Source organism: Streptomyces sp. Sge12, assembly GCF_002080455.1.
Taxonomy (GTDB): domain Bacteria; phylum Actinomycetota; class Actinomycetes; order Streptomycetales; family Streptomycetaceae; genus Streptomyces.
Genome location: NZ_CP020555.1, coordinates 7,009,303 through 7,032,106 on the forward strand (window position 1 = coordinate 7,009,303; position 22,804 = coordinate 7,032,106).

The following is a 22,804-nucleotide window of genomic DNA, read 5'->3' on the forward strand; positions in this document are numbered from 1 at the left end:
AGGGGATTCCCAGATGCGCAGCACGCGGACGGCGAAGACGGCGAACACGAAGACGGCGGCGGCCTGCCTGGTCGTTCTTGCCGGAGTGTTCGTGGGTACGGGGGGAACGTCGGCCGTGCTGACGGACACGAGGGTGACCACGCAGGCGGACGACATGCCCTGGGGCATCGTCCAGCCGGTGGTCCCCCCGCAGCCCGGCACCCCCGGTACGAACGGGGACATGCCCTGGGGCTGACCCGCCCCCGCACCTCCCGACGCGCCGCACCCAGCGGAATCCCCACCGGGCCGTCTCTCCGGCCCAGTCCTTCGGCGGAGCCCTTGGGCCTAGTCCTCCGGACGCGTCAGCAGTACGGTCAACTCCGCCGCCGTGAAGGAACGATGCGGCGGCTCGGCGGAGCCCACGGCGCCCCCGGCGACCGGCCGGCCCCCACCACCCGGCTCGCCCGCCGCGCTCTGGACCGCGGCCAGCAGCCTGGCCGCCTGCGCCCGCCACGGCTGCGCGCCGACCTCCCCGAACGCGGCCCGTGCCCGCCGGAACCTCTCCGCCGCCTGTGTCAGGCGGCCGCCGATCGCCTCCACACATCCGAGATCGGTCTCCACGCGGGCATACAGGAAACGATCCGCCAGCTCCTCCGTGATCTCCAGGGCCTGCTGCAGCGTTCCCCCCGCCGCTGACAGCAGGCCCTGGCTCCACTGCGTCTGGCCCAGTCCCCGCAGCGCATGCGCCTCCCCGACCCGGTCGCCCTCGCCGCGGGTCAGCCGCAGTACCGCGTCGAAGGCCTCCGCGGCCTCGCCCAGGTCCCCCGCCCGCAGCCGCACCTCGGCCAGCCGGTACACGCTCTGCGCCTCGGCCCGTACCGATCCGGTACGCCGGCTCAGCGCCACCGCCCTCTCCGCGAGGGGCAGCGCGCCACCCATGTTGCCCCGGTCCAGCTCGATCTGCGCCTGGAAACCCAGCAGATGGGCCTCGTTCCCGATGTCTCCCGACGCGTGGAAACCGGCGAGCGCCGCCTCGCAGAACTCCAGGGCCCGCTCCCAATCACCCTGGAACCGCGCGCACATGGCCAGGTTCCGCTGGGCGAGCGCCGCCCCGCCCACGTCCCCGGTGTTGCGCAGCAGCCGCAGCGCGGCCATGTTCCAGCCCTCGGCCTGCTCGTACCGCCGCTGGTAGATCGCCAGCGAGCCCAGCAGCCGCAGCATCGTCGCCTCGCCCGGCTGGTCGCCGGTGCGCCGGGCCGAGGCCAGCGCCAGCTCGGCGCAACGCTGCCAGTCCTCGAGGTAGTTCTTCGTCTCGAAGTGCGGGACCGTGCTCTCGGTCAGGGTCCACGCGTACCGGGCCCGCCCGGTCTCCGCCGCGTGGCCCACCAGGTCCGCCACCGCCGTGCGCTCCGACTCGAACCAGTCCATCGGCGCGGCCAGCAGCTCGTCGGCCGGCTCCACCAGGAAGTGGGGTGCCGGCGCGGGGTCCCGGCCCACCGGGAACTCCCGGCCGTCGATCCGCCGGTGCGCCTCCTCCGCCAGCCAGACCCAGGCCGCGAAGGCCCGGTCCAGCGCGGCGTCGGTCTCGCCCTCGGGCTCGTCGGACTCCGCCCGCTCACGGGCGAAGAGCCGCAGCAGGTCCTGGAACCGGTAACGGGTGACCCGCCCCGGCTCCGCGTCGGCGACCTCCAGCAGCTGCGCGTCGACGAGGTGGTCGATCAGCTCCTCGGCGTGCCAGACGTCCGTGTCCAGTACGGCCGCTCCCGCCCACGCGGCGAAGTCCGCCGTGCGCAGCAGCCCGAGCCTGCGGTACATGCGCGCCGCCTCGGGGGCCAGGTCCCGGTAGGTGAGCCGGAAGCCGGCCCGCACCCCGCCCTCGCCCGGGCTCAGTACGTCGAGCCGGGACCGGTGGTCGCGCAGCCGCGCCACCAGGCTCCGTACGCTCAGGCCCGGTTTGGCCGCCAGGCGCGCCCCGGCGATCCGCAGTGCGAGCGGGAGGCAGTCGCACAGTGCGCCGAGTTGTTCCACCGCCACCGGGTCGCTGCCGAAGCGGTCGGCCCCGGCGAGCTTGATGAGCAGGGCCGTCGCCTCGGTCGGCTCCAGCATCCGCAGCCGGATGGTCAGGGCCGTGTAGTCCCCGGTCAGGTCGCCCAGGCTCTCCCGGCTGGTGGCCAGCACCACGCTGCGGCCGCCCCCCGGGAGCAGGGGTCTGAGCTGGTGGAAGGAACGTACGTTGTCCAGCACGATCAGTGTCTTGCGGGTGCTGAGCAGGCTCCGGAACAGCGAGGCCCGCTCGTCGGCGTCCGGCGGGATCTGCGGCGCGCCGATGCCGAGGGCGCGCAGGAACCGGTCGAGCACGGCGGCGGGGGACACCGGCGCGTGCTCCTCGTCGTAGCCGCGCAGGTCGGCGAAGAGCTGGCCGTCCGGGAACTGGTCGGCGACCTGGCTCGCCCAGTGCACCGCGAGGGCGGTCTTGCCCACGCCGCCCACGCCGACGATGGTCGCCAGCGCCGGGGTGTGCGGGTTGTAGGGCTCCTTCAGGAGCCTGTCCAGGGAGGTCATCTCCCGCTGCCGGCCGGTGAACGCCATGACGTCGGCGGGCAGTTGCGCCGGGATGGTGTTCAGGGCCGCGGGCGCGGGGGCCGCCACGGCGGGGGGCCGGGTCAGTTCGGGGGAGTCGCGCAGGATCAGGTCGTGCAGCTGCCGCAGTCCGGGACCCGGTTCGATCCCGAGCTGCTCGGTGAGTAACCGGCGCCCCTGGAGGAACACTTCGAGGGCCTCGGCCCGCTGCCCCGACCGGTACAGGGCCAGCATGAGGTGTTCGCGGCACTGCTCGCGCAGCGGGTGCCGGGCCACCAGCTCGGTGAGTTCACCGGTGAGCGCGCGGTGCCGGCCCAACTGGAGCATCAGCCCGGCGCGTTCCTCCACCAGTGCGAGCCGCATCTGCTCCAGCCGGGTGGTCTCCGCCTCCAGCCGGGAGCCGGACGGCTCGTCCAGTGCGGAACCCCGCCAGATGCTCAGGGCCTCCTCGAAGTGCGTGCAGGCCTCTTCGGTCCGTCCGTGCCGGGCGGCGTCCCGGCCCTGCTCGGCCCGCTCCATGAACTCCTGGACGTCGATCCGGTGCTCGCCCTTGGCCAGCAGGTAGCCCGGGGGAGAGGTGATCAGCAGATCGGTCACCCCGGCCTGTTTGAAGGTCTTGCGCAGGGTGGCCATGCAGATGGCGATCTGGTTGCGCGCCGTCGCCGGAGGAGATTCCGGCCAGACGGCGTCCACCAGGGTGTCGACCGAAACGATCCGGTCGGCATAGAGGACCAGCATCGCGAGGACGGTGCCCTGGCGCCGGCCATTGATGCGCAGCGGACCGTCATCGGTCTGGACGACCAGCGGCCCCAGCACTCTGAAGACAAACCGATTCAAAAGGTCCCCCGGCCTTGAAACCCCGCGTCAGGCGCGAACGGTACCGCAAAGAGCATTCCTCGGTGCAGTCAACTCTTTGGAAAAATGCGGTCAGTTTCAGGCCAGCTTGTCCGTATAGCGGCGGACACGTGCAAGGCATTCACGCAGAGTTGCCGGATCCGATCGACGACAACGCGCCGGACAGACCCCGCAGGACCTCGGCCGTACGGTGCACCTCGTCCTCGCCGCCGAGGTGCTCGCACAACTGCCGGGCCAGCTCGGCGAGGCAGGAGTCGATCTCCCGTTTCGCGGCGACTCCCTGCTCGGTGGCGGTGAGCAGCTTCGCCCGCCGGTGCGCCGGATTGTCCAGGTAGACGGCGAGCCCCTGCTGCACCAGGAGGTCCGCTATGCGCTGCACGCTCTGCCGGGTGGTCCCCACCCGCCGGGCGACCTCGGACACGGACAGTGATTCCCCCGTCACCGTGCTCAGTATCTGCCACCGTGCGGCGCTCAGGCCGAACACGAGCGCGAGCCGATCGAGGGCCGCGGTGAACCGGCCGTTCAGCCGGAAGACCGCCACGGCGGCGCGGCTGAAGGCCTCGGCCTCCCCGGACTCCCCCTTGCGCGTCAACGTCGGTCCCCTTCCGTACGCCCCGCGGGTCGCTGCACGATAACAGCGCGTGGTCACGCCGACGAGAGTCGTCGCCGCGGGCGCGACCCGGCCGGACCCGGCCGGCGGGCCGCTGCCGTCTGGGGTGGTCCGATGGTCGGCCCATGGCCGACATGTCCGCTCCACCGCTGTACCAATGGCACAGTCTCGAAGGGTCCGGTTGAGCCAGTGGGCCTCCAGGTGCTTATCTGTGTCGTATCCATGTACTTACGGCGCCGCGCAGCGCCGGACGGCAACGAGGCCGGTTCCGGAGCGCGGCGCCTTCGCCGTGCCCGTGCGCCGCCCACCACCCCCGGGCGGAGACGGCCGGCGCGCAGCACTGCAAGGGGGGCGGCACACCGCCGTGAAGAGGATGTTCGTGGCTCCGGATCCGGGGCGTATGAGACTCAGGAACTCGGCCCGCGCCGTGATCGGCGTCGCCGCCGCCGTCGCGCTCGCCGAGGTGTGCGGTCTCTCCCTGACCGCCTCCATCACCGGGGGACTGGCAGCCCTGCTCGCCCTCTTCACCGTGCTCGACGCGGACGTCCGCGCCCAGCGCCTCACCACCGCCCTGCTGCCCGTCGCCGGATTCCCCGTCCTGGCCCTCGCCACCACCCTGCACGGGATCCCGCTCGCCCGCGACGCCGCCTTCCTCGCCGTCGTGTTCGCCGGGGTGTACGCCCGCCGCTTCGGCCCCCGCGGACACGCCCTCGGGATCTTCGGCTTCATGATGTTCTTCGTCACCCAGTTCCTGCACGCCGTACCCGGGCAGCTGCCCGAGCTGTACGCCGCGGTCGGGCTGGCGCTCGTCGCCTCCGGGGCCGTGCGCTTCCTGCTGTGGCCCATCGAGCGGCGCACCCCGCCCGCCGCCGCCCCGCCCGGACTGCCCGGGACCGGGCTCGCACGGCCCACCACCCGGCAGGCCTTCCAGGCCACCGCCGCCTGCGCCTTCGCGCTCGGCATCGGCCAGGCGCTCTCCGACGACCGCTGGTACTGGGCCGTCGGCACCTCCTGGTGGATCTTCGTGAACACCGCCTCCCGGGGCGAGACCCTCGTACGGGGCTTCCGCCGGGTCCTCGGCACCGTCGTCGGCATCGCCGCCGGCCTGCTGATCGCCGTACCGCTGCACGGCGCACCGGTGCCCACCGCCGCACTGGTCGCCGTATGCGTCTTCGGGATCTTCTACACGGCCGCGCCCTCGTACTCGTGGATGATGTTCTTCGTCACCGTCATGGCCGGCCTGCTCTACGGCCTGCTCGGCGTCCTGCACCCCGGACTGCTGCTCCTGCGCTTCCAGGAGACCGCGATCGGCGCGATAGGCGCCGCCCTCGCCGTCGTGCTCATCCTCCCGGTCACCACCCACGCCGCCAACGACGCCTGGATCCAGCGCGCCCTGCACTGCGTACGGGCCTCCACCGCGGCCGCCCTGGAACGCCTCGCCGGCGACCCGGACGCCGACCCCGCCCCGCACGCCGCCGAGCTGGAACTGCTGCTGGCCCGGGTCCGCATGGCCCTCGCGCCGCTCGTCCACCCCCTGAGCCCGCTGCGCGCCCGCAAGGCCCGCGCCCGGCAGGTGCTCGCCCTGCTCGACGACTGCGCCCGGGACGTGCGCGGGCTCGTCGTGGTCGCCGCCGACCCGCAGGCCTCCCACGACGCCCGGCTGGCCGCCGCCTGCTGGCGCGTGGAGGCCGCGGTGGAGGCCCTGACCGCCCCGCACGGCACCCCCGGACCCGCGACCGTCCCGCACCCCCGGCCCGCCGCCGCGGAGCCGGCCCTCGCCCACCTCCACGGCCTGGAGCACACCCTCGTGGCCCTCGCCACGCCGCTGCGCACCGACCCCCGGGCACCGCTCGTCATCAGCGCCTGAGCAGCTCGCCCCGCGCGTCCGCCAGCCCCGCCGGCAGCCGGCCGGCGGTGTGCACCACGCCGAGGGCCTGGGTGGCCCGGGTCAGCGCCACGTACAGGTCGCTCGGCCGCAGCTCGTCCGGCTCCACCACGATCACCGTGTCGAACTCCAGCCCCTTGGCCTGGCGCGGGTCCAGCAGGACCACCTCCCGCGTCAGGTCCGGCTCGGCGCCCGCCCGGACCCCGGGCAGTACGGCGGCCAGGGCCGCGTGCCGCGCCCGCGGCGCGATCACCGCGAGCCGCCCCTCGGCCGGCAGCTCCCGCGCCACGGCCTCCCGGGTCGCCCCCGCCAGGTCGTCGGCCGCCAGGGCCCACGGCCGCACCCCGGTGGACCGAACCGAACGCGGCGGCTCGAAACCGGGATCGCGCATCCGCAGTACGGCGGCCGCCACCTCCATGATCTCGGCCGGGGTGCGGTAGTTGACCCCCAGCCGGACCAGCTCCCAGCGCTCGCCCACGTACGGCGTGAGGATGCCCTGCCACGAGCCGCAGCCCGCCTCGTCGGCCGTCTGCGCCGGATCGCCGACCAGCGTCATCGACCGGGTCGGGCAGCGCCGCATCAGCAGCCGCCAGGCCATCGCCGACAGTTCCTGCGCCTCGTCCACGATGACGTGGCCGAAGGCCCAGGTGCGGTCGCCCGCCGCCCGCTCGGCCGTGCTGCGGTGGTCGGCCTCCTCGTGGCGCTCGGCCATCCGCTCCGCGTCGATGATGTCGTGGGCCGCGAGGAACTCGTTCTCCTCGTCCTCGAACTCGTACGACTGCGAGCCCTCGGACAGGTCCAGCACGCCCTGCGCGTAGGCGATGCGCCGCTGCCGGTCCCGCTCCTCGGCGGCTCGCCGGGCACTGTCGTCCTCACCGAGCAGCTCGGCCGCCTCGTCCAGGAGGGGTACGTCGGCCGGGGTCCAGTCGGGCCGGGCCGAGGGCGCGCGGCGGATCAGGTCGGCCTCGTGCGCGGGCAGGTGCGTCGGGTCCGCCAGGAAGTCGCTGATCAGCCGCTCGGGGGTGAGGGAGGGCCACAGCGAGTCGATCGCCGCGTGCACGGCGGCGCTCGTCGCGATCTCCTTGCCGAGCTGGGCCACGTCGTCCGGGCCCAGCAGGTTCGGCCCGCCGTACGGATCGGCGCCCAGCCGGTCGGCGAGCTGCGCGGTCAGCGCGTCGATGATCGGGAAGGCGAAGGAGGGGCGCGCCTGGTTGTGCGGCAGGCCGGTGGCCCGTGCCCGGTCCCGCGCCCCGTACGCCATGGTCCGGTCCAGCAGCAGGGTCCCGTACTCCTCGTGGTCGATCTCCAGCGCCGGCTCGGGCACCGTGTCGTACTCCTCGCCGGTGTCCGCCGGCACCGTCTCCGGCAGGCGCTGCCGGTCCGCCACCACCCGGGCGAGGACCTCCGCCATCGAGGCCCGGCCCTTCACCGCGGCGGCCCCGGGGCGGTCGGCGCCGGTGGCGTGCACCCCGGGGAAGAGCTCCCCCGGGGTGGCCAGCAGGACGCCCGTCTCGCCGAGCGCCGGGAGCACCCCGCCGATGTAGCCCAGGAAGGCCGGGCCCGGTCCGACGATCAGCACCCCGCGCTTGGCGAGCAGCTCCCGGTGGGCGTACAGCAGGTAGGCGGCGCGGTGCAGCGCGACGGCGGTCTTGCCGGTACCGGGACCGCCCTCGACGACCAGCACCCCGCGGTGCGTGGAGCGGATGATCCGGTCCTGCTCGGCCTGGATGGTCCGCACGATGTCGTGCATGCGGCCGGTCCGGGCGGCGTCGAGCGCGGCGAGCAGCACGGCGTCCGCGTCCGCGCCCTCGTGCCCGGTGCGCTCCGCGTCGGTCAGGTCGAGGATCTCGTCGTGCAGGGCGGTGACCACCCGCCCGCGGCTGCTGATGTGCCGGCGGCGGCGCAGCCCCATGGGGGTGTGCCCGGTGGCGAGGTAGAAGGGGCGGGCCACCTCGGCGCGCCAGTCCAGGACCAGCGGCGTGCGGTCCGCGTCGTCCGCCCGGATTCCGAGCCGGCCTATGTGGTGGTCCCGGCCGTCGGAGAACTCCAGACGGCCGAAACAGAGGCCGTTCTCGCCCGCATTCAGAGCGGAAAGCAGCCCGGACTGCTCGGCGACCAGGACATCCCGCTCCAGCCGAGCCTGAAACCCGGTCCCGACATCGCGCAGCGCTCCTTCGACCGCACGTTCGGCCTGGTCACGCAGGCCGTCGAGGCGCGTATAGAGGTCGGTGACGAATTGCTGCTCTTTCCGGAATTCCTCGGTTGACAATTGCACTCCTGCCGCGATACAGTGTCCTCGTAAGCTTCTTCACGGCTTCGTTCTGAGCGAAGTCGTGAATCAATAAATATACGCTCTCTCCTCCCTCGGCAGCCAATTCGGCCGGGGGATTTTTTGCGTACGGTGGATCTCATGACCACCGCACACGGCCCGGCCGCCGCCGACGGAATCGTCTACCGCCTCGCCCGCCCCGAGGACGCGGGCGCCATCGAGGCCCTGGACAGCTCCTTCACCACCGCCACGGTCTTCGAGGTGAGCGGCCCCGGCCCGGACGCCGGCGCAGGCTTCGGCTTCCTGCTGCACGAGGTCCCGGTGGACCCGCCCGTGCACAAGTCGTTCCCGCCGGAGGAGCACGACGAGCAGGTCTTCGGCGGCGGGAAGGACTCCGAGGCCGACGCCCGGACCTTCGTGGCCCTCGACGGCGAGCTGCTGTGCGGGTTCGCCGCCGTCGGGTTCGCCGCCTGGAACCGGCGGCTGACGATCGAGGACATCGAGGTCGCTCCCGGCCACCGGGGCCGCGGCATCGGCCGCGCGCTGATGGAGTGCGCGGAGCGGTTCGCCCGGGAACGGGGCGCGGAGCACCTGTGGTTGGAGGTCAGCTCGGTCAACGCCCCGGCCGTGCACGCCTACCGGCGCATGGGGTTCACCTTCTGCGGTCTCGACACCGCCCTGTACGGCGGCACGCCCGCGGCGGGCGAGCAGGCGCTCTACATGAGCCGTCCCTGCCGCTGAGCGCGCTGGCGCGCCGTCCCGGCGCACGGCCAACTCCCGGATTGCGCCGGATCGTACGCCCCCGAGCGTCCTGCCGCAGCCCGATTCATGAGGGATCACCCGGAGGAGTGCTCCGTGCCCGCCGACCACCCCGCGCTGACCTGCGACATGTACAACGGGTAATTGTTTATTGCACATTCATGCGGCATGTACAGGGTGGATCTGCTCGGACAGGGGGTAACGGCCCGGAATGGAAATTCTTCAACAGCGCTCCACCACCGCTCAGGTGTGGGAAGCGGCCGAGGAGTTCATCCGACTCTTCCACAGGGAGAACGCGGACGCCGGAGATCCGCGCGCCCGGCTCGCCGCCGTGCGCGCCGAACTCGCCGAGACCGGCAGCTATGTGCACACCCCCGCGGAGCTGGTCCACGGGGCCCGAGTCGCCTGGCGCAACAGCAACCGCTGTATAGGCCGCCTCTACTGGAACTCGCTGCGGGTCCGCGACCGCCGCGGGCTCACCGACGCCGACGACATCGCCGCCGAGTGCTTCGAGCACCTGCGCGAGGCGACGAACGGGGGCAGGGTCAGACCCACGATCACGGTCTTCGCCCCGGACGCCCCGGACCGCCCCGGCCCGCTGATCTGGAGCGAGCAGTTGATCCGGTACGCGGGATACGGGGACCACCCCTCCATAACCGTCGGCGATGCCCGCAACGCCCCGCTCACCGAGGCCCTGCTCCGGCTCGGCTGGTCCGGCGGCGCCGGCACCCCCTTCGACCTCCTGCCGCTGGTGGTGCAGGGCGTCGACGACAAACCCCGCTGGTTCGACACCCCCGCGGACGCCGTCCTCGAGGTGCCGATCGACCACCCCGACGGCGACGGCGACGGCTGGTCGGACTGGGGGCTGCGCTGGCACGCCGTACCCGCCATCTCCAACATGTGCCTGGAGATCGGCGGCATCCACTACCCGGCCGCACCCTTCAACGGCTGGTACATGGGTACCGAGATCGGCGCGCGCAACCTCGCCGACACCGACCGGTACAACCTCCTTCCCGCGGTCGCCCGCCGCCTCGGTCTGGACACCTCCAGCGACCGCTCGCTCTGGAAGGACCGCGCGCTCGTCGAGCTCAACCGGGCGGTCCTGCACTCCTTCGACCGCGCCGGCGTCACCATCGCCGACCATCACACCGAGTCGCGGCGCTTCCTGTCCCACATGGAGCGGGAGGAGCGCAAGGGGCGCGAGGTGGGCGCCGACTGGTCCTGGATCGTGCCGCCCATCTCCGGCTCCGCGACCCCGGTGTTCCACCGCACCTACGAGGACCTCGCCAGCAGCACCGCATACGTCCACCACCCCGGCGCGCAGGAGCGGGCCCAGGGGCGGGATTTGGTCTAGACCTTCTGTTACCGTCGGCTCCGGACGGATCCGACGGCAGAGAGAGGGTTTCCAGTGAGCGGCGCGGACAGCACGGACCGGAGCGGCGAACGCCGGGCCTACATCGGCTCGTTCACCTCGACCGGAGGCCGCGGTGTCACCACCGCGGCCGTCGATCCGAGGACCGGAGCGCTCACCCCGCTCTCGGTCACCGCCGCCGAGGACCCCTCCTACCTCGCCCTCGCCCCCTCCACCGGTGTGCTCTACGCGGTCAACGAGACCGAGCGGGGCGCCGTCGCCGCCTTCCGGACCACCGCCGCAGGCCTCGCCCCCCTCGGCGCGCCCGTCCGTGTCGGGGGCTCCGGACCCACCCACCTGAGCCTGGCCGGGCGCAGGCTGCTCACCGCCAACTACACCTCCGGCAGCGTGAGCAGCCTCCCGCTCGCCTCCGACGGAGCCCCCGGCGGGCCCTCCCACGTCCTGTCCCACCGGGGCTCCGGCCCCGACGCCGGCCGGCAGGAGGGTCCGCACGCCCACCAGGTGCTGCCCGACCCGACCGGCCGCTGGGTGCTCAGCGTGGACCTCGGCACCGACTCGGTACGGGTCTGCGCGCACGACCCGGACACCGGGGCGCTGCGGGTGCACAGCGAGACCGCGCTGCGCGCCGGGACCGGCCCCCGCCACCTCGCTTTCCATCCGGAGGGCGGGCTGGCGTACGTACTGCACGAGCTGGAGCCGCAGGTGACCGTCTGCCGCTGGAACGGGACCTCCGGGCAACTGGAACCGGTCGGCGAGGTTCCGGTGGCCTCCGCGGGCGCCTCAGGGCCCGCGCGGGCCTACCCCTCGGCGATCGTCGCCTCACCCGACGGGCGGTTCGTCTGGGCGGCCGTCCGCGGGGCCGACACGGTCGTCACCCTCTCCCTCGCGGGCGGGCCCGGCGCGCCACGGCTCACCGGGACCGTGTCCTGCGGCGGCCACTGGCCGCGCGACCTCGCCGTCGACCCCTCGGGGTACCGGCTGTACGCGGCCAACGAACGCTCGGGGGACGTCACCTGGTTCGACGTGGACCCGCTGACCGGGCAGCCGCACCGGGCCGGCTCGCTGGCCGTGCCCGCGGCCACCTGCGTGGTGCTCGGCTGAGCGCATCCGCCCCCGGGCAGGGGAAAGGGCCCCCGGCGGCCACGGGAGACCGTGGCCGCCGGGGGCCCTTTCCGTCGTACAGGTCGTACAGGTCGTACGGGCGGGTCAGTGTGCGGCGGCGTCCTGGGCGATCCCCAGCGCCGCGGCGTACTGCGCGACGGCCAGCTTGCCGAGCGCGCCGTAGGCGCCGAGCACCTCGGCGGTGGCGCAGTCGGCCTCCTTGCAGGCGGTGTCGAGCAGCCCGTCGGCGGCCTCCGGGCCGATCAGGTAGGGGGCGAGCGCGAGCAGCGTGGAGCCCTCGCGGCGCAGCTGCTCGGCGACCGCGGCCACCGAGCCCTCCTGGTCGAGGGCGGCGGCCTTGACGGGCACGGCGAGCCGGGCGGCCAGCAGCATGCCCGTGATCCCGGCGGCCTGTACGGCCTCCTCGCCACCGGTGGTGGCCAGGACGATGCCGTCGGCGGCGGTGGTCACGGTGAAGAGCCGGGCGCGGTCGGCGCGGGCCAGGCCCGCCTCGGACAGGCGCACGTGCAGGCCCTCGGCGAGCAGCGGGTGCGGGCCGAGTACGTCGGCCAGCTCGGCGGCGGCGGAGGAGTCCATCAGCGCCTGGCGGATCCGGCGCAGCAGATCGGCGTCGGGGCCGGCCAGCAGCGGTACGACCACGGCGTCCGGGCCGGTCGGCGCGGGCACCTCGTGGCCGGCCGCGCGGGCGAACTCCGCGCGCGCGACACGCTCGCCCGCGACGGCGCTCAGCACGCCGGACAGCGACGGGAACTCGGAGGCGTCGTCACCCTCGAGGAAGCCGATCCGGGCGTCGAGGCCCGGCAGCTCGGAGCGGCCGATGCTGATGATCTCTTCCGCGAGCCCTCGCGAGGCGGCCGAGGGGGCACCGGGCACGGCGAGCACCAGCGCGGGCGCGCCCTCGGGCGCCACCGCGGGCTCGGGCCGGCGGTGCCGTCCGGTCTGGCGGGGTCGCGGCATTCGTACGGGCAGGCCATTTGCGGGCCCAGTGGGGGAGCTCATGGCGCCGCATGCTACTGGCTTATCGGAACAAGGTGTTCGGGCAGGGCCGTCCCGCGAGGCATCTGTCCGTATTTATCCGGTGAATATCAGATACGTTCAACTGACGGACGGCAAGCGCCAGTCCACAGGCTGTGAACCCTGGCCCACCAGCAGTTCGTTCGTCCGGCTGAACGGGCGGGAGCCGAAGAAGCCGTAGTCGGCGGACTTGGGGGAGGGGTGCGAGGACTCCACGACGGGCAGTTCACCGAGCAGCGGCCGCAGGTTGCGGGCGGCCCGTCCCCACAGGATGGAGACCAGCGGTGTGCCGCGCGCGGCCAGGGCCCGGATGGCCTGGTCGGTGACCGCCTCCCAGCCCTTGCCCTGGTGCGCGTTGGAGCGCCGGGGCGCGGTGGTGAGCGACCTGTTGAGCAGCAGGACGCCCTGCCGGGTCCAGGGGGTGAGGTCGCCGTTCGCGGGGCGTCCGGTGCCGAGGTCCCGGTGCATCTCCAGGAAGATGTTGTCGAGGCTCGGCGGTACCGGCCGCACGTCGGGGGCGACCGAGAAGGACAGGCCCACCGCGTGCCCCGGGGTGGGGTAGGGGTCCTGTCCGACGATCAGTACCTTGACCTCGGCGAAGGGCTGTTGGAAGGCGCGCAGCACATTCGCCCCGGCCGGTACGTACGTCCTCCCCGCCGCGATCTCGGCGCGCAGGAAGTCGCCCATCGCGGCGATCTGCCCCGCCACCGGCTCCAGAGCCCGGGCCCAGCCCGGCTCGACGATCTCGTTCAACGGTCGTGCTGCCACGGTGGATCACTCTACTGGCCGAACGTGGCCGCCCGTACACACAGTACGTCCGGCAGGTGCTCGGCGAGCAGTTGCCAGCTCTCGCCGTCGTCGTGGCTCGCGTACACCTCGCCGTTGCGGTTGCCGAAGTAGATGCCCGCCGGGTCCGCGTCGTCCGTGCACAGGGCGTCCCGGAGCACCGTGCTGTAGTGGTCGCCGGCGGGGAGTCCGCGGGTCAGCGGTTCCCAGGTGGCGCCGGCGTCCCGGGTGCGGAAGACGCGGCACCGGTGCTCGGCCGGGACCCGGTCGGAGTCGGCGTTGAGCGGGAAGACGTAGGCGGTGTCCGGCCGGTGCGGATGGGCCGCGACCGCGAAGCCGAAGTCGGAGGGCAGGCCGCCGCCGATGTCGGTCCACCGGCCGCCCGCGTCGTCGCTGCGGTAGACGCCCCAGTGGTTCTGGAGGTACAGCCGGTCCGTGTCCCCGGCGTCCTGGGCGATCTTGTGCACGCACTGGCCGAACTCGGGGTTCGGGTCCGGCAGGAACACCGCCGAGACCCCCTGGTTGGACGGGGTCCAGCTGGCTCCGCCGTCCTTGGTCCGGAACACCCCGGCGGTGGAGACGGCCACGGTCACCGCGTCCGCGTCGCGGGGGTCGGTGATCACCGTGTGCAGCCCCTCGCCGCCACCGCCCGGCTCCCACTTGCCGCGGCTCGGGTGCTCCCACAGCGGGCGGACCAGCTCGAAGGACTCGCCCCGGTCGGTGGAGCGGAAGAGCGCGGCCGGTTCCGTCCCCGCGTACACCACGTCGGGCGCCTCGGGGCCGGCCGGATGCAGCTGCCAGACCCGTTCCAGGGAGGCGCCGGTGTCCTTGGGGAACTTCACGGCGGGCGCGGTGGGCTCCCGCCAGGTCGCCCCGAGGTCGTCGGAGGTGAAGACGGACGGTCCCCAGTGGGAGCTGTCGCCGCCGACCAGCAGCCGGGGCGCCGGTCCGCGCCGGTCGATGGCGACGGCGTAGACGGCCTCGGCGTTGAAATGGGGTCCGTCGAACTCCCACGGTCCGCCGCCCCGGCGACGTCCGATGAAGAGTCCCTTGCGGGTTCCCACGAGCAGTACCGCGTCGGCCATGGCCGGCACCTCCGGACCTCGTCGTCCTGGCGGGCGTTCCTTGTGGAGCGTCTTCGCGGACCAGTCTGCACCCGCCCGCTGACAGTGGCCCGGCGGGCGGCGCGGGGCCGCCGACTACCAGATCAATACCGATCATTTACCGCCCCGAAATGATTGTTGCTTGCATGCAGGTGTCCGTAATGGATTGACTTCAGGTCACTGCCGCCGCCCGCGAGAGGACGTATGTGGCCACCGAGCACCTGTCCCCGCTCGACCTCGCCTTCTGGCGGATCGAATCCGCCGACCACCCCATGCACCTGGGCGCGCTCGCCGTCTTCCGCGCCGCCGGCCCCGGCGCCGCCGAGCGGGCCGCCGAGCTGCTGACCGCCCGCTGCGCCGCCGTGCCGCGCCTGCGCCGCCGGATCCACGACGTGCTGCTGCCGGTCGGTGCCGCCGCCTGGTCGCCGGACCCCGGCTTCGACCCGGCGCGGCACGTCTTCCTCGTCCGGACCGGGGAGGCCGTACCGCATGCCGCCGCCGGGCCCCTCATGGCCCGGCCGCTGGACCGGGCGCTGCCGCCCTGGGAGGCGCACGTCCTGGCCGGGCCCGACCCGGACTCCTTCGCGGTGCTCTTCAAGTTCCACCACGCCCTCGCCGACGGGCTGGGCGCGCTCGCCCTCGCGGCCACCCTGTTCGACGAGGGGACGGCCCCGCGGCCGCCCGCGCGGCCCGTCCCCGAGCAGCGGGCCGGTTCCCTCCTGCGCAGGCTCCCCGGGGTGCTGGCGGCCCGGGTCCAGGACGTCGGCCAGGCGCTGGAGATCGGCGCCGCCGTGGCCCGCGCCGGTCTGCCGCTCGGCGTGCCGGCGGCGCTCACCGCGGACTCCACCGGAGCCGGCGCCCGGGAGGTCGCCTGCCTGGCGCTGGACCTGGACGAGGTCAACCTGGTCCGCAAGGGCGCCGGCGGCACCGTCAACGACGTGTTGATCGCGCTGGTCGCCGGCGCGCTGCGGCGCTGGCTGGCGGAGCGCGGCGACCCGGAACCCTGGGGCGCCGGACCGCGCGCCCTGATCCCCGTGTCCCGCCGTCGCGGCCCCGGAGGTGCCGGGGGCGCCGGAAACCGGCTCTCCGGCTATCTGCTCCGGCTGCCGCTCGCCGAGTCGGACCCGCTGGGCCGCCTCGACCGGGTGCGCGCGGCCATGGACCGCAACAAGGACGCCGGACCCGCCCGCGGCGCCGGGGCCGTCGCCCTGCTCGCCGACCACGTCCACCCGCTCGGCCACCGGCTCGGCGGTCCGCTCGTGGCGCAGGCGGCCCGGCTCCTCTTCGACATCCTGGTCACCAGCGTCCCGCTGCCGGGCTTCACCTTCACCCTCGGCGGCAGCGCGGTCCGCGAGGTCTATCCGCTCGCCCCGCTGGCCCGCGGCCAGTCGCTGGCCGTCGCGGTCTCCACGTACAAGGGGACCGTCCACTACGGACTGGTGGCCGACGCGGCGGCCGTCCCGGACCTGGAGGCTCTCGCCGGGGCGCTGCGCGCGGAACTCGACGCACTTGTACGAGAGGTCTCGTAGTACGAGGAAATTCGTAGTACGGTGATCCTCGTACTTGGTCGCCCCGGCATGTCCGGCCGTATCTGGAGAGCCTGATGAGTGCTGCACCCGCCGCTTTCGCCGCCCTGTTCGCACCCTGGACGCTTCGCTCCGTCACCGTCCCCAACCGCGTGTGGATGGCCCCGATGTGCCAGTACAGCGCCGAGGCGTTCGGGCCGAACGCGGGCGTCGCCGACGACTGGCACTTCGCCCACTACGCCGCACGCGCCACCGGCGGCACCGGCCTGATCATCCAGGAGGCGACCGCAGTCTCCCCGGAAGGCCGGATCTCCCCCTACGACCTCGGCATCTGGAACGACACCCAGGTCGAGGCGCTGCGCAGGATCACCTCCTTCCTCAAGGCCCGGGGCACCGTCCCCGGCATCCAGATCGCGCACGCCGGCCGCAAGGCCTCCACCGACCGCACCTGGAACGGCGGCGGGCCGGTCGGGCCCGAGGCGCACGGCTGGCAGCCGGTCGCCCCGAGCCCCCTGGCGTTCTCCGAGGGCCACCCGGTGCCCCAAGAGCTGACGGTCGACGAGATCCACGAGATCACCGGCCACTTCGCGGCCGCCGCCCGGCGCGCACTGGCCGCGGGCTACGAGGTCGTCGAGATCCACGGCGCGCACGGCTACCTGATCGGCGAGTTCCTCTCCCCGCACAGCAACCGGCGCACCGACGCGTACGGCGGCTCCTTCGCCAACCGCACCCGCTTCGCCCTCGAAGTCGTCGACGCCGTACGGGCGGTGTGGCCCGAGGAGCTCCCGCTGTTCTTCCGGATCTCCGCCACCGACTGGCTGGAGGAGGATGGCTGGACCGCCGACGAAACGGTCCGGTTCGCGCAGCTGCTGACGGAGCACGGGGTGGACCTGCTCGACGTCTCGACCGGCGGCCTCGCGCCGCACGCGAAGATCCCCGTCGGCCCCGGCTTCCAGGTCCCCTTCGCGGCCCGGGTCAAGGCCGAGACCTCCCTGCCCGTGGCCGCCGTCGGCCTGATCACCGAACCGGAGCAGGCCGAGAAGATCCTCGCCAACGGGGAGGCCGACGCCGTGCTGCTGGGCCGGGAGCTGCTGCGCGACCCGTACTGGGCGCGCCGCGCGGCGGCCGAGCTGGGCGCGGAGGTCCCCGTGCCGGCCCCGTACCACCGCTCCTGGTGACGTGCAGGGCTCCGGTGACACCCGGGTGCCACCGGAGCCCTACCACTGCTTTGCGCCGATTTCCGTGAGGCGCCCGCCTTCTTCGACGGCTCTCGTACGATGGGGGGCCCGCAGGAACCGGAACGCAACGAACCGAGTGAGTGGAGCAGGGACATGACGGAACGGGACACCTCCCGCATCCTCGCCCACCCCGAGGCGGGCGAGATCCGCCTCGACGGCGTGCTGCACGCGCTCTCCGACCCGGTCCGGCTGTCCATCGTCCTGGACCTGGCCGCCTCGGCCGAGGACCTGGCCTGCTCGTTCTTCGTCCTGCCCGTCACCAAGTCCACGACCACCCACCACTTCCGCGTGCTGCGCGAGAGCGGTGTCGTACGCCAGACCTACCGCGGCACCACCAAGCTCAACGCCCTGCGCCGGGAGGAGCTGGAGGCGCTCTTCCCCGGCCTCCTCGACAGCGTCCTCGCGGCCGCCGCGGCCGAGGAAGCCCGCCTCGGCGCCTGAGGCCCAGGCCGTCTCCTTCGGATCCTGCCGGGCCCGTGACGCCCGGTACCGCACCCGGCCGCCTTGTCGGGCTCCCCCTCGGCCCCGGCGGGCCTGGGGAGACCCCATGGCACCGGACGCCGCGGGCCCGGCCGACAAGATCCGAAAGAGGCGGCCTAGAGCGGGCCGGCCGCGCCCAACAGGCCCTGCCAGTCGGGGATCTTCACCGAGCGGCGGCCCAGGGAGCGCCCCAGCTCGGCCTCGGCCGCCTCGATGGCCAGCCAGCCGGGCCACCGCACCGGCCGCAGGCCCGCCCCCCGCAGGGCGTCCAGCGGGTCCCCGGGGAGGTCCCGCCGGGCCAGTGCCCCCGCGTCCTGGAGCAGCGAGGACACGGTCTCCTTGGCGCAGGGCCGGTTGGTGCCGATCACCCCGGTCGGGCCGCGCTTGATCCAGCCCGCCACGTACTCGCCGACCGAGGCCCGGCCCGCGCGCAGCACCCGCCCCGCCGCGTGCGGGACCGTGCCCCTCGCGGGGTCGAAGGGCAGCCCGGCGAGCGGCACGCCCCGGTACCCCACCGAGCGCAGCACCAACTGCGCCTCGACGTCCTCGTACACGCCCGTCCCGGTCACCCCGCCGCTGCCGTCCGGGGCGGTGCGCTCGAAGCGCATCCCGGTGACCCGGCCGTCGGGCCCGCCCAGGATCTCCACCGGGCGCAGATAGAACCGCAGCGCGATCCGGCGCGGCCCCTCGCCCGGGCCCGCTTCGGCCCAGCCGCGCAGCACCTCCAGGTTCCGCCGGGCCACCGCCGGCAGGGCGGCGGCCGCCGCCGGGTCGGTGTACACGGGGTCCAGGGCCAGCTCGGCCGGGTCCGCGCCGATGTCCACACCCGGCAGCGTGCCCAGTTCGCGCAGCTCCTTGGTGGTGAACCGGCCCTGCGACGGCCCGCGCCGGGCCACCATCGCCACCCTGCGCACCGCACTGTCCCCGAGAGCGCCGAGCGCCGCCTGCGGCATGTCCGTGGGCGCCAGTTCGGCCGTGCCCCGGGCCAGGATCCGCGTCACGTCCACCGCGACGTTGCCGGCGCCGACCACGACGGCGCTGTCGACCCCGGGCAGGTCGAAGGCCTCCGCGGCGGCGTCCGGATGACCGCTGTACCAGGACACGAAGGCGGTGGCGGAGTGCACCCCGGCCAGGTCCTCGCCGGGGATCCCCAGCATCCGGTCCCGGGCCGCGCCCACGCAGTACACCACGGCGTGGTAGAGCTCCAGCAGCCGGTCCGTGGACAGCCGGTCCCCGCCGACCTCGATGTTCCCGAGGAAGCGGATCCGCTCGTCCTCCAGCACGGTGCGCAGGCTGCCCTGGAGCGATTTGATCTTCTCGTGGTCCGGGGCGACCCCGTACCGGACGAGCCCGTACGGGGCGGGGAGCCGGTCCAGCACGTCCACCCGTACCCCGGGCACCTCGCGCTGCTGCACCAGCGTCTGGGCCGCGTAGACCCCGCTGGGGCCCGATCCGACGACGGCGACACGAAGCACGGCGGAGCTCCTCCCGCAGGTGGTCCCAGCATGACACCGGCCCCCCGCGGAGTCAGCCCATCGAGCGCATCCGGTGGATCTCGGCGCTCTGCGTGGCCACCACCTCGGTGGCCATCTCCTCCACCGCCCCGTTGTTCCCGCCGGCCAGCGCCTCGCCGGCCATCTTCACGGCGCCCTCGTGGTGGGCGGTCATCAGGGTGAGGAAGAGCCGGTCGAAGTCGGCCCCGCCGGCCGCGGCCAGGTCCTTGAGCTGCTGCTCCGTCGCCATGCCGGGCATCGCCCCGTGGTCGTGCCCCTGCGGGTGCCCGCCGGAGCCCGCCGACGCGCCCGCCGACGGGGCCGGTGCGGGGGCCGGGTAGCGCGCCAACCACTTCTCCATCGCGCCGATTTCGGGCTTCTGGGCCGCCGTGATCCGCTCCGCCAGCCGCTTGACCCCGTCCGCCGCGGCCCGCTCGGGGGCCAGCGCGCTCATCGTCAGCGCCTGCCGGTGGTGTTCGATCATGCGGGACACGTAGGCGTGGTCGGCGGCGTTCGGGCTGTCGTCGGGTTTCGCCTTCGCGGCCTGCTCGGGGGTGAGGTGACGGGCCTTCTCACCCGGCTTTCCCGGGGCGACGATCGTGGCCCGGCCGTCGTCGGCCCGGTCCGATCCGTCGTCCCCCTGGCAGCCGGAGAGCGTCAGCAGGAGGCCGGCGGCCACCGCCGCCAGCGAGAGTCGGCCGAAGCGCGCTTGTAAGACGGTCCGGCCCCTGAGGGCTTTTGCCATGTCCATGAAGGGAAGATACTGCCGGGGTCCTGGTTCCGTTCCCCTGTGGGCGGAACCGATCGGGCTCCCATGGGAGGGCACAGTGACCTCGCAACACACCAGGCGGGTGCGAAACAGGAGGGTGGGGGTGGCCGTCGCCGCGGCCGGCCTCCTCACCACGCTCCTGGCAGCCGGACCGGCGGCCGCCACCCCCGACCCGGGTGACTTAACACCCGGCAGCGCGAACCGGCAGAGCGCGGGCCTCGCCGAGGGCAGGGAGCTCGCCCCGGGCGACATTCCCGGCCAGGACGAGATCGTGCACAGCCGCAACATCAAGCCCCTGGCCAACATCCCCAGCACCGACCCGACGGTGGTCAACTCCGACCTGGCCTTCCAGGGCAGGTACGCCTACGCGGGCAACTACAACGGCTTCACCATCTACGACATCGCCAACCCGAAGGCCCCGAAGACCGTCAGCCAGGTGCTCTGCCCCGGTGGCCAGAACGACATCTCGGTCCACGGCGACCTGCTCTTCCTCTCCACCGACTCCTCGCGCAGCGACGACTCCTGCAACAGCGTCTCGCAGCCGGCCACGGAGAAGTCCTCGTGGGAGGGCATCAAGATCTTCGACATCAAGGACAAGAAGAACCCCAGGTACATCAAGTCCGTCGAGACCGCCTGCGGTTCGCACACCCACACCCTGGTGCCGGGCGACCGCGACCTCTACCTCTACGTCGCCTCGTACTCCCCGAACGAGGCCTTCCCCGACTGCAAGCCGCCGCACGACGGCATCTCGATCGTGAAGGTCCCGAAGAAGGCCCCGACGAAGGCCGCCGTCGTCGCCTTCCCGGTCCTCTTCCCGGACGGCGGCAACCCGGGCGCGCCCACCAACCCGGGCGTCTCCAAGACCACCGGCTGCCACGACATCACCGTGCTGCCGTCGAAGAACCTGGCCGCGGGCGCCTGCATGGGCGACGGCATCCTCTTCGACATCAGCAGGCCCGAGCAGCCGCGGGTCATCGACCGGGTCCAGGACAACGTGAACTTCGCGTTCTGGCACTCGGCCACTTTCAACGAACGCGCGAACAAGGTGGTGTTCACCGACGAGCTCGGCGGCGGTGGCGGCGCCACCTGCAACGAGGCCACCGGGCCGAACCGGGGCGCCGACGGGATCTACGAGATCACCGGCCGCGGGGACCAGCGCAAGCTCGCCTTCCGCAGCTACTTCAAGATCCCGCGCCACCAGGCCGACACCGAGAACTGCGTGGCCCACAACGGCTCGCTGGTCCCGGTCGGCGGCGGCCGCGACATCATGGTGCAGGCCTGGTACCAGGGCGGCGTCTCCGTATGGGACTTCACCGACTCCGCCCGGCCCAAGGAGATCGCCTACTTCGAGCGCGGACCGCTGACGACGGACCGGCTCGGCCTCGGCGGATCCTGGTCCGCGTACTACTACAACGGGCACATCTACTCGAACGACATCACCAAGGGCCTCGACGTGCTCCGGCTCGACGACTGGCGCACCGAGAGCGCCAAGTGGGTGTGGACGGACCGGCTCAACGTGCAGACCCAGCCCGAGTACCACTGACCTCAGGGGTGCGCGGAGTATGAGGGAAACGTTCCGCCGGGCGGCCCGCCGTCCGGCGGAACGCCGAGCTCCCAGTCCAGTCCGTAGCGCTGGAACAGCTCGGCCCGCAGCCGCCGTGCCGGCATCGGGGCGCCGGGCAGCAGGATCGCCACCACGGCGCCCATCAGCTGGGCCCGCAGCAGCGGATAGTCCGCGTCCGGGTCCGCCGAGCCGTACCGCACGACGGTGTCCCGCAGCAGTTCCGCCAGCCGCTGCTGCTCGGGGCACTGCACGAAGCCCTCGGCGGTGAGGATGCCCGCCATGTGGGTGCGCATCAGCAGTGGTTCGTCCCGCGCCAGCCCCAGGACCGCGTCGATCGCGCGCGCCAGCCGCTCGCGCCCGCAGGCGCTGCGGGGCTCCCGCTCCAGCGCGGCGTACAGGGTGAGGTACATCAGCCGGTGCACCGCCGACTGCAGCAACTGCCGTTTGCTTGGGAAGTAGTACGAGACCAGGCCGCGCGCCGCGCCCGCCCGGTCGGCGATGTCGCCGAGGGTCGTGGCCTCGTAGCCGCGCTCGGCCACGAGTTCGACCGTGGACTGCAGCAGCCGCTCCCGGGAACGTCTGCGCAATTCTTCATTGACCGATGCGCTGCGCGGGGACATGCTTACTCCTGCGTTGACTGGCTCCGAGCCAATATACTCAGCGCACGGGGTCGCCTGCTCTGGGTGACACGGGGGATCATCCAGGGCAGGCGCGCCGTACCCTCACCGTTCCGCCGGGTCGCAGCCGCGTGCGCGGACCGGAACCGAAACCGCGAGAGCCACCAGGGCCACTCCCAGGAGCCAGCCCGCCAGCACGTCCGACGGCCAGTGCACCCCGAGGTACATCCGGGTGAAGCCGACCCCGAGCACCGAGACCACGGCCACCGCCCAGGCGGCCGCCGCCCACACGGCCGGGGCCCGTGCCGGGACCGGGCGGGGGAGCAGCCACAGGAGCAGTCCGCACACCACCGTCGCCGTCATGGCGTGCCCGGACGGGTAGGCCGCGTAGTGCGCCGAGTCCACCGGATCCGACCACACCGGACGCTCCCGCCCCACCAACGCCTTCAGTACCTGCTGCACCACCGAGGCCGCCAGTGTCGCCACGGCCACCAGCACCGCACGCCCCCGGTCGCCCCGCCACCACAGCAGCACGCAGGCGACGGCCGCCAGGGCACGCATCGTCCAGGGGTCCCACACCCAGTCGCTGAGCACCCGCATCACCTGCGTGACCGCGGGATGGGCCACGGCGTGGGCGTGCAGGTCCCGCGCGACCCGTTCGTCGTAGGCGAGGAGCGGCCGCCACCCCGCCACCACCAGCGCCGTCAGGACCGCCGCGAGCAGCGCACAGCCGATGCCGGTCCACCGCAAGGGATCTTTGCGCATGCCGAGATCCTCGCACCG

19 protein-coding genes are annotated in these 22,804 nt (G+C 73.4%); 9 read left to right on the forward strand and 10 right to left on the reverse strand.

Annotation, left to right across the window (positions count from 1 at the left end; all coding sequences use genetic code 11):
- Positions 1–13: 13 nt before the first annotated feature.
- On the forward strand, positions 14–235 hold the full coding sequence (locus B6R96_RS31320) for a hypothetical protein (protein ID WP_030384251.1): 222 nt from the start codon (positions 14–16) through the stop codon (positions 233–235).
- An 89-nt stretch (positions 236–324) separates the two neighbouring features.
- Here the strand turns inward: B6R96_RS31320 and B6R96_RS31325 are convergent, their stop codons facing one another.
- Both B6R96_RS31325 and B6R96_RS31330 read right to left on the reverse strand, forming a co-directional pair.
- Positions 325–3,375 carry an AfsR/SARP family transcriptional regulator gene (locus B6R96_RS31325; protein WP_237291565.1) on the reverse strand — a complete coding sequence of 1,017 codons (3,051 nt, stop codon included), beginning with the start codon at positions 3,373–3,375 and terminating at the stop codon, positions 325–327.
- A gap of 160 nt (positions 3,376–3,535) precedes the next feature.
- Complete coding sequence (locus B6R96_RS31330) at positions 3,536–4,006, reverse strand: MarR family winged helix-turn-helix transcriptional regulator (protein ID WP_081524315.1); 471 nt, start codon at positions 4,004–4,006, stop codon at positions 3,536–3,538.
- Between the two features lie 391 nt (positions 4,007–4,397).
- On the opposite strand from B6R96_RS31330, the gene B6R96_RS31335 reads away from it, so the two are divergent.
- Positions 4,398–5,891 (forward strand): FUSC family protein, encoded by a 1,494-nt coding sequence (locus B6R96_RS31335; protein ID WP_030384254.1) that lies wholly within the window; start codon positions 4,398–4,400, stop codon positions 5,889–5,891.
- Here the strand turns inward: B6R96_RS31335 and B6R96_RS31340 are convergent.
- Positions 5,881–8,178: a HelD family protein gene (locus B6R96_RS31340; RefSeq protein WP_081524316.1), complete on the reverse strand. Its 2,298-nt coding sequence runs from the start codon at positions 8,176–8,178 to the stop codon at positions 5,881–5,883. The two genes, B6R96_RS31335 and B6R96_RS31340, sit on opposite strands and share 11 nt — an antisense overlap.
- Positions 8,179–8,319: 141 nt before the next feature.
- Between B6R96_RS31340 and B6R96_RS31345 the strand changes: the two genes are divergently transcribed.
- The 3 genes from B6R96_RS31345 to B6R96_RS31355 all read left to right on the forward strand — a co-directional run bounded on the left by B6R96_RS31345 (position 8,320) and on the right by B6R96_RS31355 (position 11,410).
- Positions 8,320–8,919, forward strand: coding sequence for a GNAT family N-acetyltransferase (locus B6R96_RS31345; RefSeq protein ID WP_081524317.1), 600 nt, complete (start codon positions 8,320–8,322; stop codon positions 8,917–8,919).
- Between the two features lie 229 nt (positions 8,920–9,148).
- Positions 9,149–10,291 (forward strand): nitric oxide synthase oxygenase, encoded by a 1,143-nt coding sequence (locus tag B6R96_RS31350; protein ID WP_053701570.1) that lies wholly within the window; start codon positions 9,149–9,151, stop codon positions 10,289–10,291.
- 54 nt (positions 10,292–10,345) lie between these two features.
- Complete coding sequence (locus B6R96_RS31355) at positions 10,346–11,410, forward strand: lactonase family protein (protein WP_081524318.1); 1,065 nt, start codon at positions 10,346–10,348, stop codon at positions 11,408–11,410.
- Positions 11,411–11,515: 105 nt separating this feature from the next.
- On the opposite strand, the gene B6R96_RS31360 is transcribed toward B6R96_RS31355, so the two are convergent.
- The 3 genes from B6R96_RS31360 to B6R96_RS31370 form a co-directional block, all read right to left on the reverse strand.
- Complete coding sequence (locus tag B6R96_RS31360; RefSeq protein ID WP_078626090.1) at positions 11,516–12,430, reverse strand: sirohydrochlorin chelatase; 915 nt, start codon at positions 12,428–12,430, stop codon at positions 11,516–11,518.
- Positions 12,431–12,526: 96 nt separating this feature from the next.
- The gene (locus tag B6R96_RS31365) at positions 12,527–13,213 is read right to left on the reverse strand and encodes a uracil-DNA glycosylase (RefSeq protein ID WP_081524319.1); all 687 of its coding nucleotides are present in this window, start codon (positions 13,211–13,213) and stop codon (positions 12,527–12,529) included.
- A gap of 11 nt (positions 13,214–13,224) precedes the next feature.
- Positions 13,225–14,316, reverse strand: coding sequence for a WD40/YVTN/BNR-like repeat-containing protein (locus tag B6R96_RS31370; protein ID WP_081525341.1), 1,092 nt, complete (start codon positions 14,314–14,316; stop codon positions 13,225–13,227).
- A 224-nt stretch (positions 14,317–14,540) separates the two neighbouring features.
- On the opposite strand from B6R96_RS31370, the gene B6R96_RS31375 reads away from it, so the two are divergent.
- From B6R96_RS31375 to B6R96_RS31385, 3 genes are all read left to right on the forward strand, one after another.
- Entirely contained in the window at positions 14,541–15,863 is a 1,323-nt protein-coding gene (locus B6R96_RS31375; RefSeq protein ID WP_081524320.1) for a wax ester/triacylglycerol synthase family O-acyltransferase, read from the forward strand.
- 74 nt (positions 15,864–15,937) lie between these two features.
- Positions 15,938–17,038, forward strand: a complete 1,101-nt coding sequence (locus tag B6R96_RS31380) for an NADH:flavin oxidoreductase/NADH oxidase (RefSeq protein WP_030384263.1) — start codon at positions 15,938–15,940, stop codon at positions 17,036–17,038.
- A gap of 153 nt (positions 17,039–17,191) precedes the next feature.
- Positions 17,192–17,539: an ArsR/SmtB family transcription factor gene (locus tag B6R96_RS31385; RefSeq protein WP_053701567.1), complete on the forward strand. Its 348-nt coding sequence runs from the start codon at positions 17,192–17,194 to the stop codon at positions 17,537–17,539.
- Positions 17,540–17,694: 155 nt separating this feature from the next.
- Here B6R96_RS31385 and B6R96_RS31390 read toward each other — a convergent pair whose 3' ends face one another.
- Positions 17,695–19,053: an FAD-dependent oxidoreductase gene (locus tag B6R96_RS31390; RefSeq protein WP_081524321.1), complete on the reverse strand. Its 1,359-nt coding sequence runs from the start codon at positions 19,051–19,053 to the stop codon at positions 17,695–17,697.
- Positions 19,054–19,105: 52 nt separating this feature from the next.
- Positions 19,106–19,822, reverse strand: coding sequence for a DUF305 domain-containing protein (locus B6R96_RS31395; RefSeq protein ID WP_081524322.1), 717 nt, complete (start codon positions 19,820–19,822; stop codon positions 19,106–19,108).
- A gap of 76 nt (positions 19,823–19,898) precedes the next feature.
- Between B6R96_RS31395 and B6R96_RS31400 the strand changes: the two genes are divergently transcribed.
- Positions 19,899–21,383, forward strand: a complete 1,485-nt coding sequence (locus B6R96_RS31400; protein WP_081524323.1) for an LVIVD repeat-containing protein — start codon at positions 19,899–19,901, stop codon at positions 21,381–21,383.
- 2 nt (positions 21,384–21,385) lie between these two features.
- On the opposite strand, the gene B6R96_RS31405 is transcribed toward B6R96_RS31400, so the two are convergent.
- Positions 21,386–22,024, reverse strand: coding sequence for a TetR/AcrR family transcriptional regulator (locus B6R96_RS31405; RefSeq protein WP_081524324.1), 639 nt, complete (start codon positions 22,022–22,024; stop codon positions 21,386–21,388).
- 102 nt (positions 22,025–22,126) lie between these two features.
- Positions 22,127–22,786, reverse strand: a complete 660-nt coding sequence (locus B6R96_RS31410; RefSeq protein WP_081524325.1) for a phosphatase PAP2 family protein — start codon at positions 22,784–22,786, stop codon at positions 22,127–22,129.
- Between the last annotated feature and the right edge of the window lie 18 nt (positions 22,787–22,804).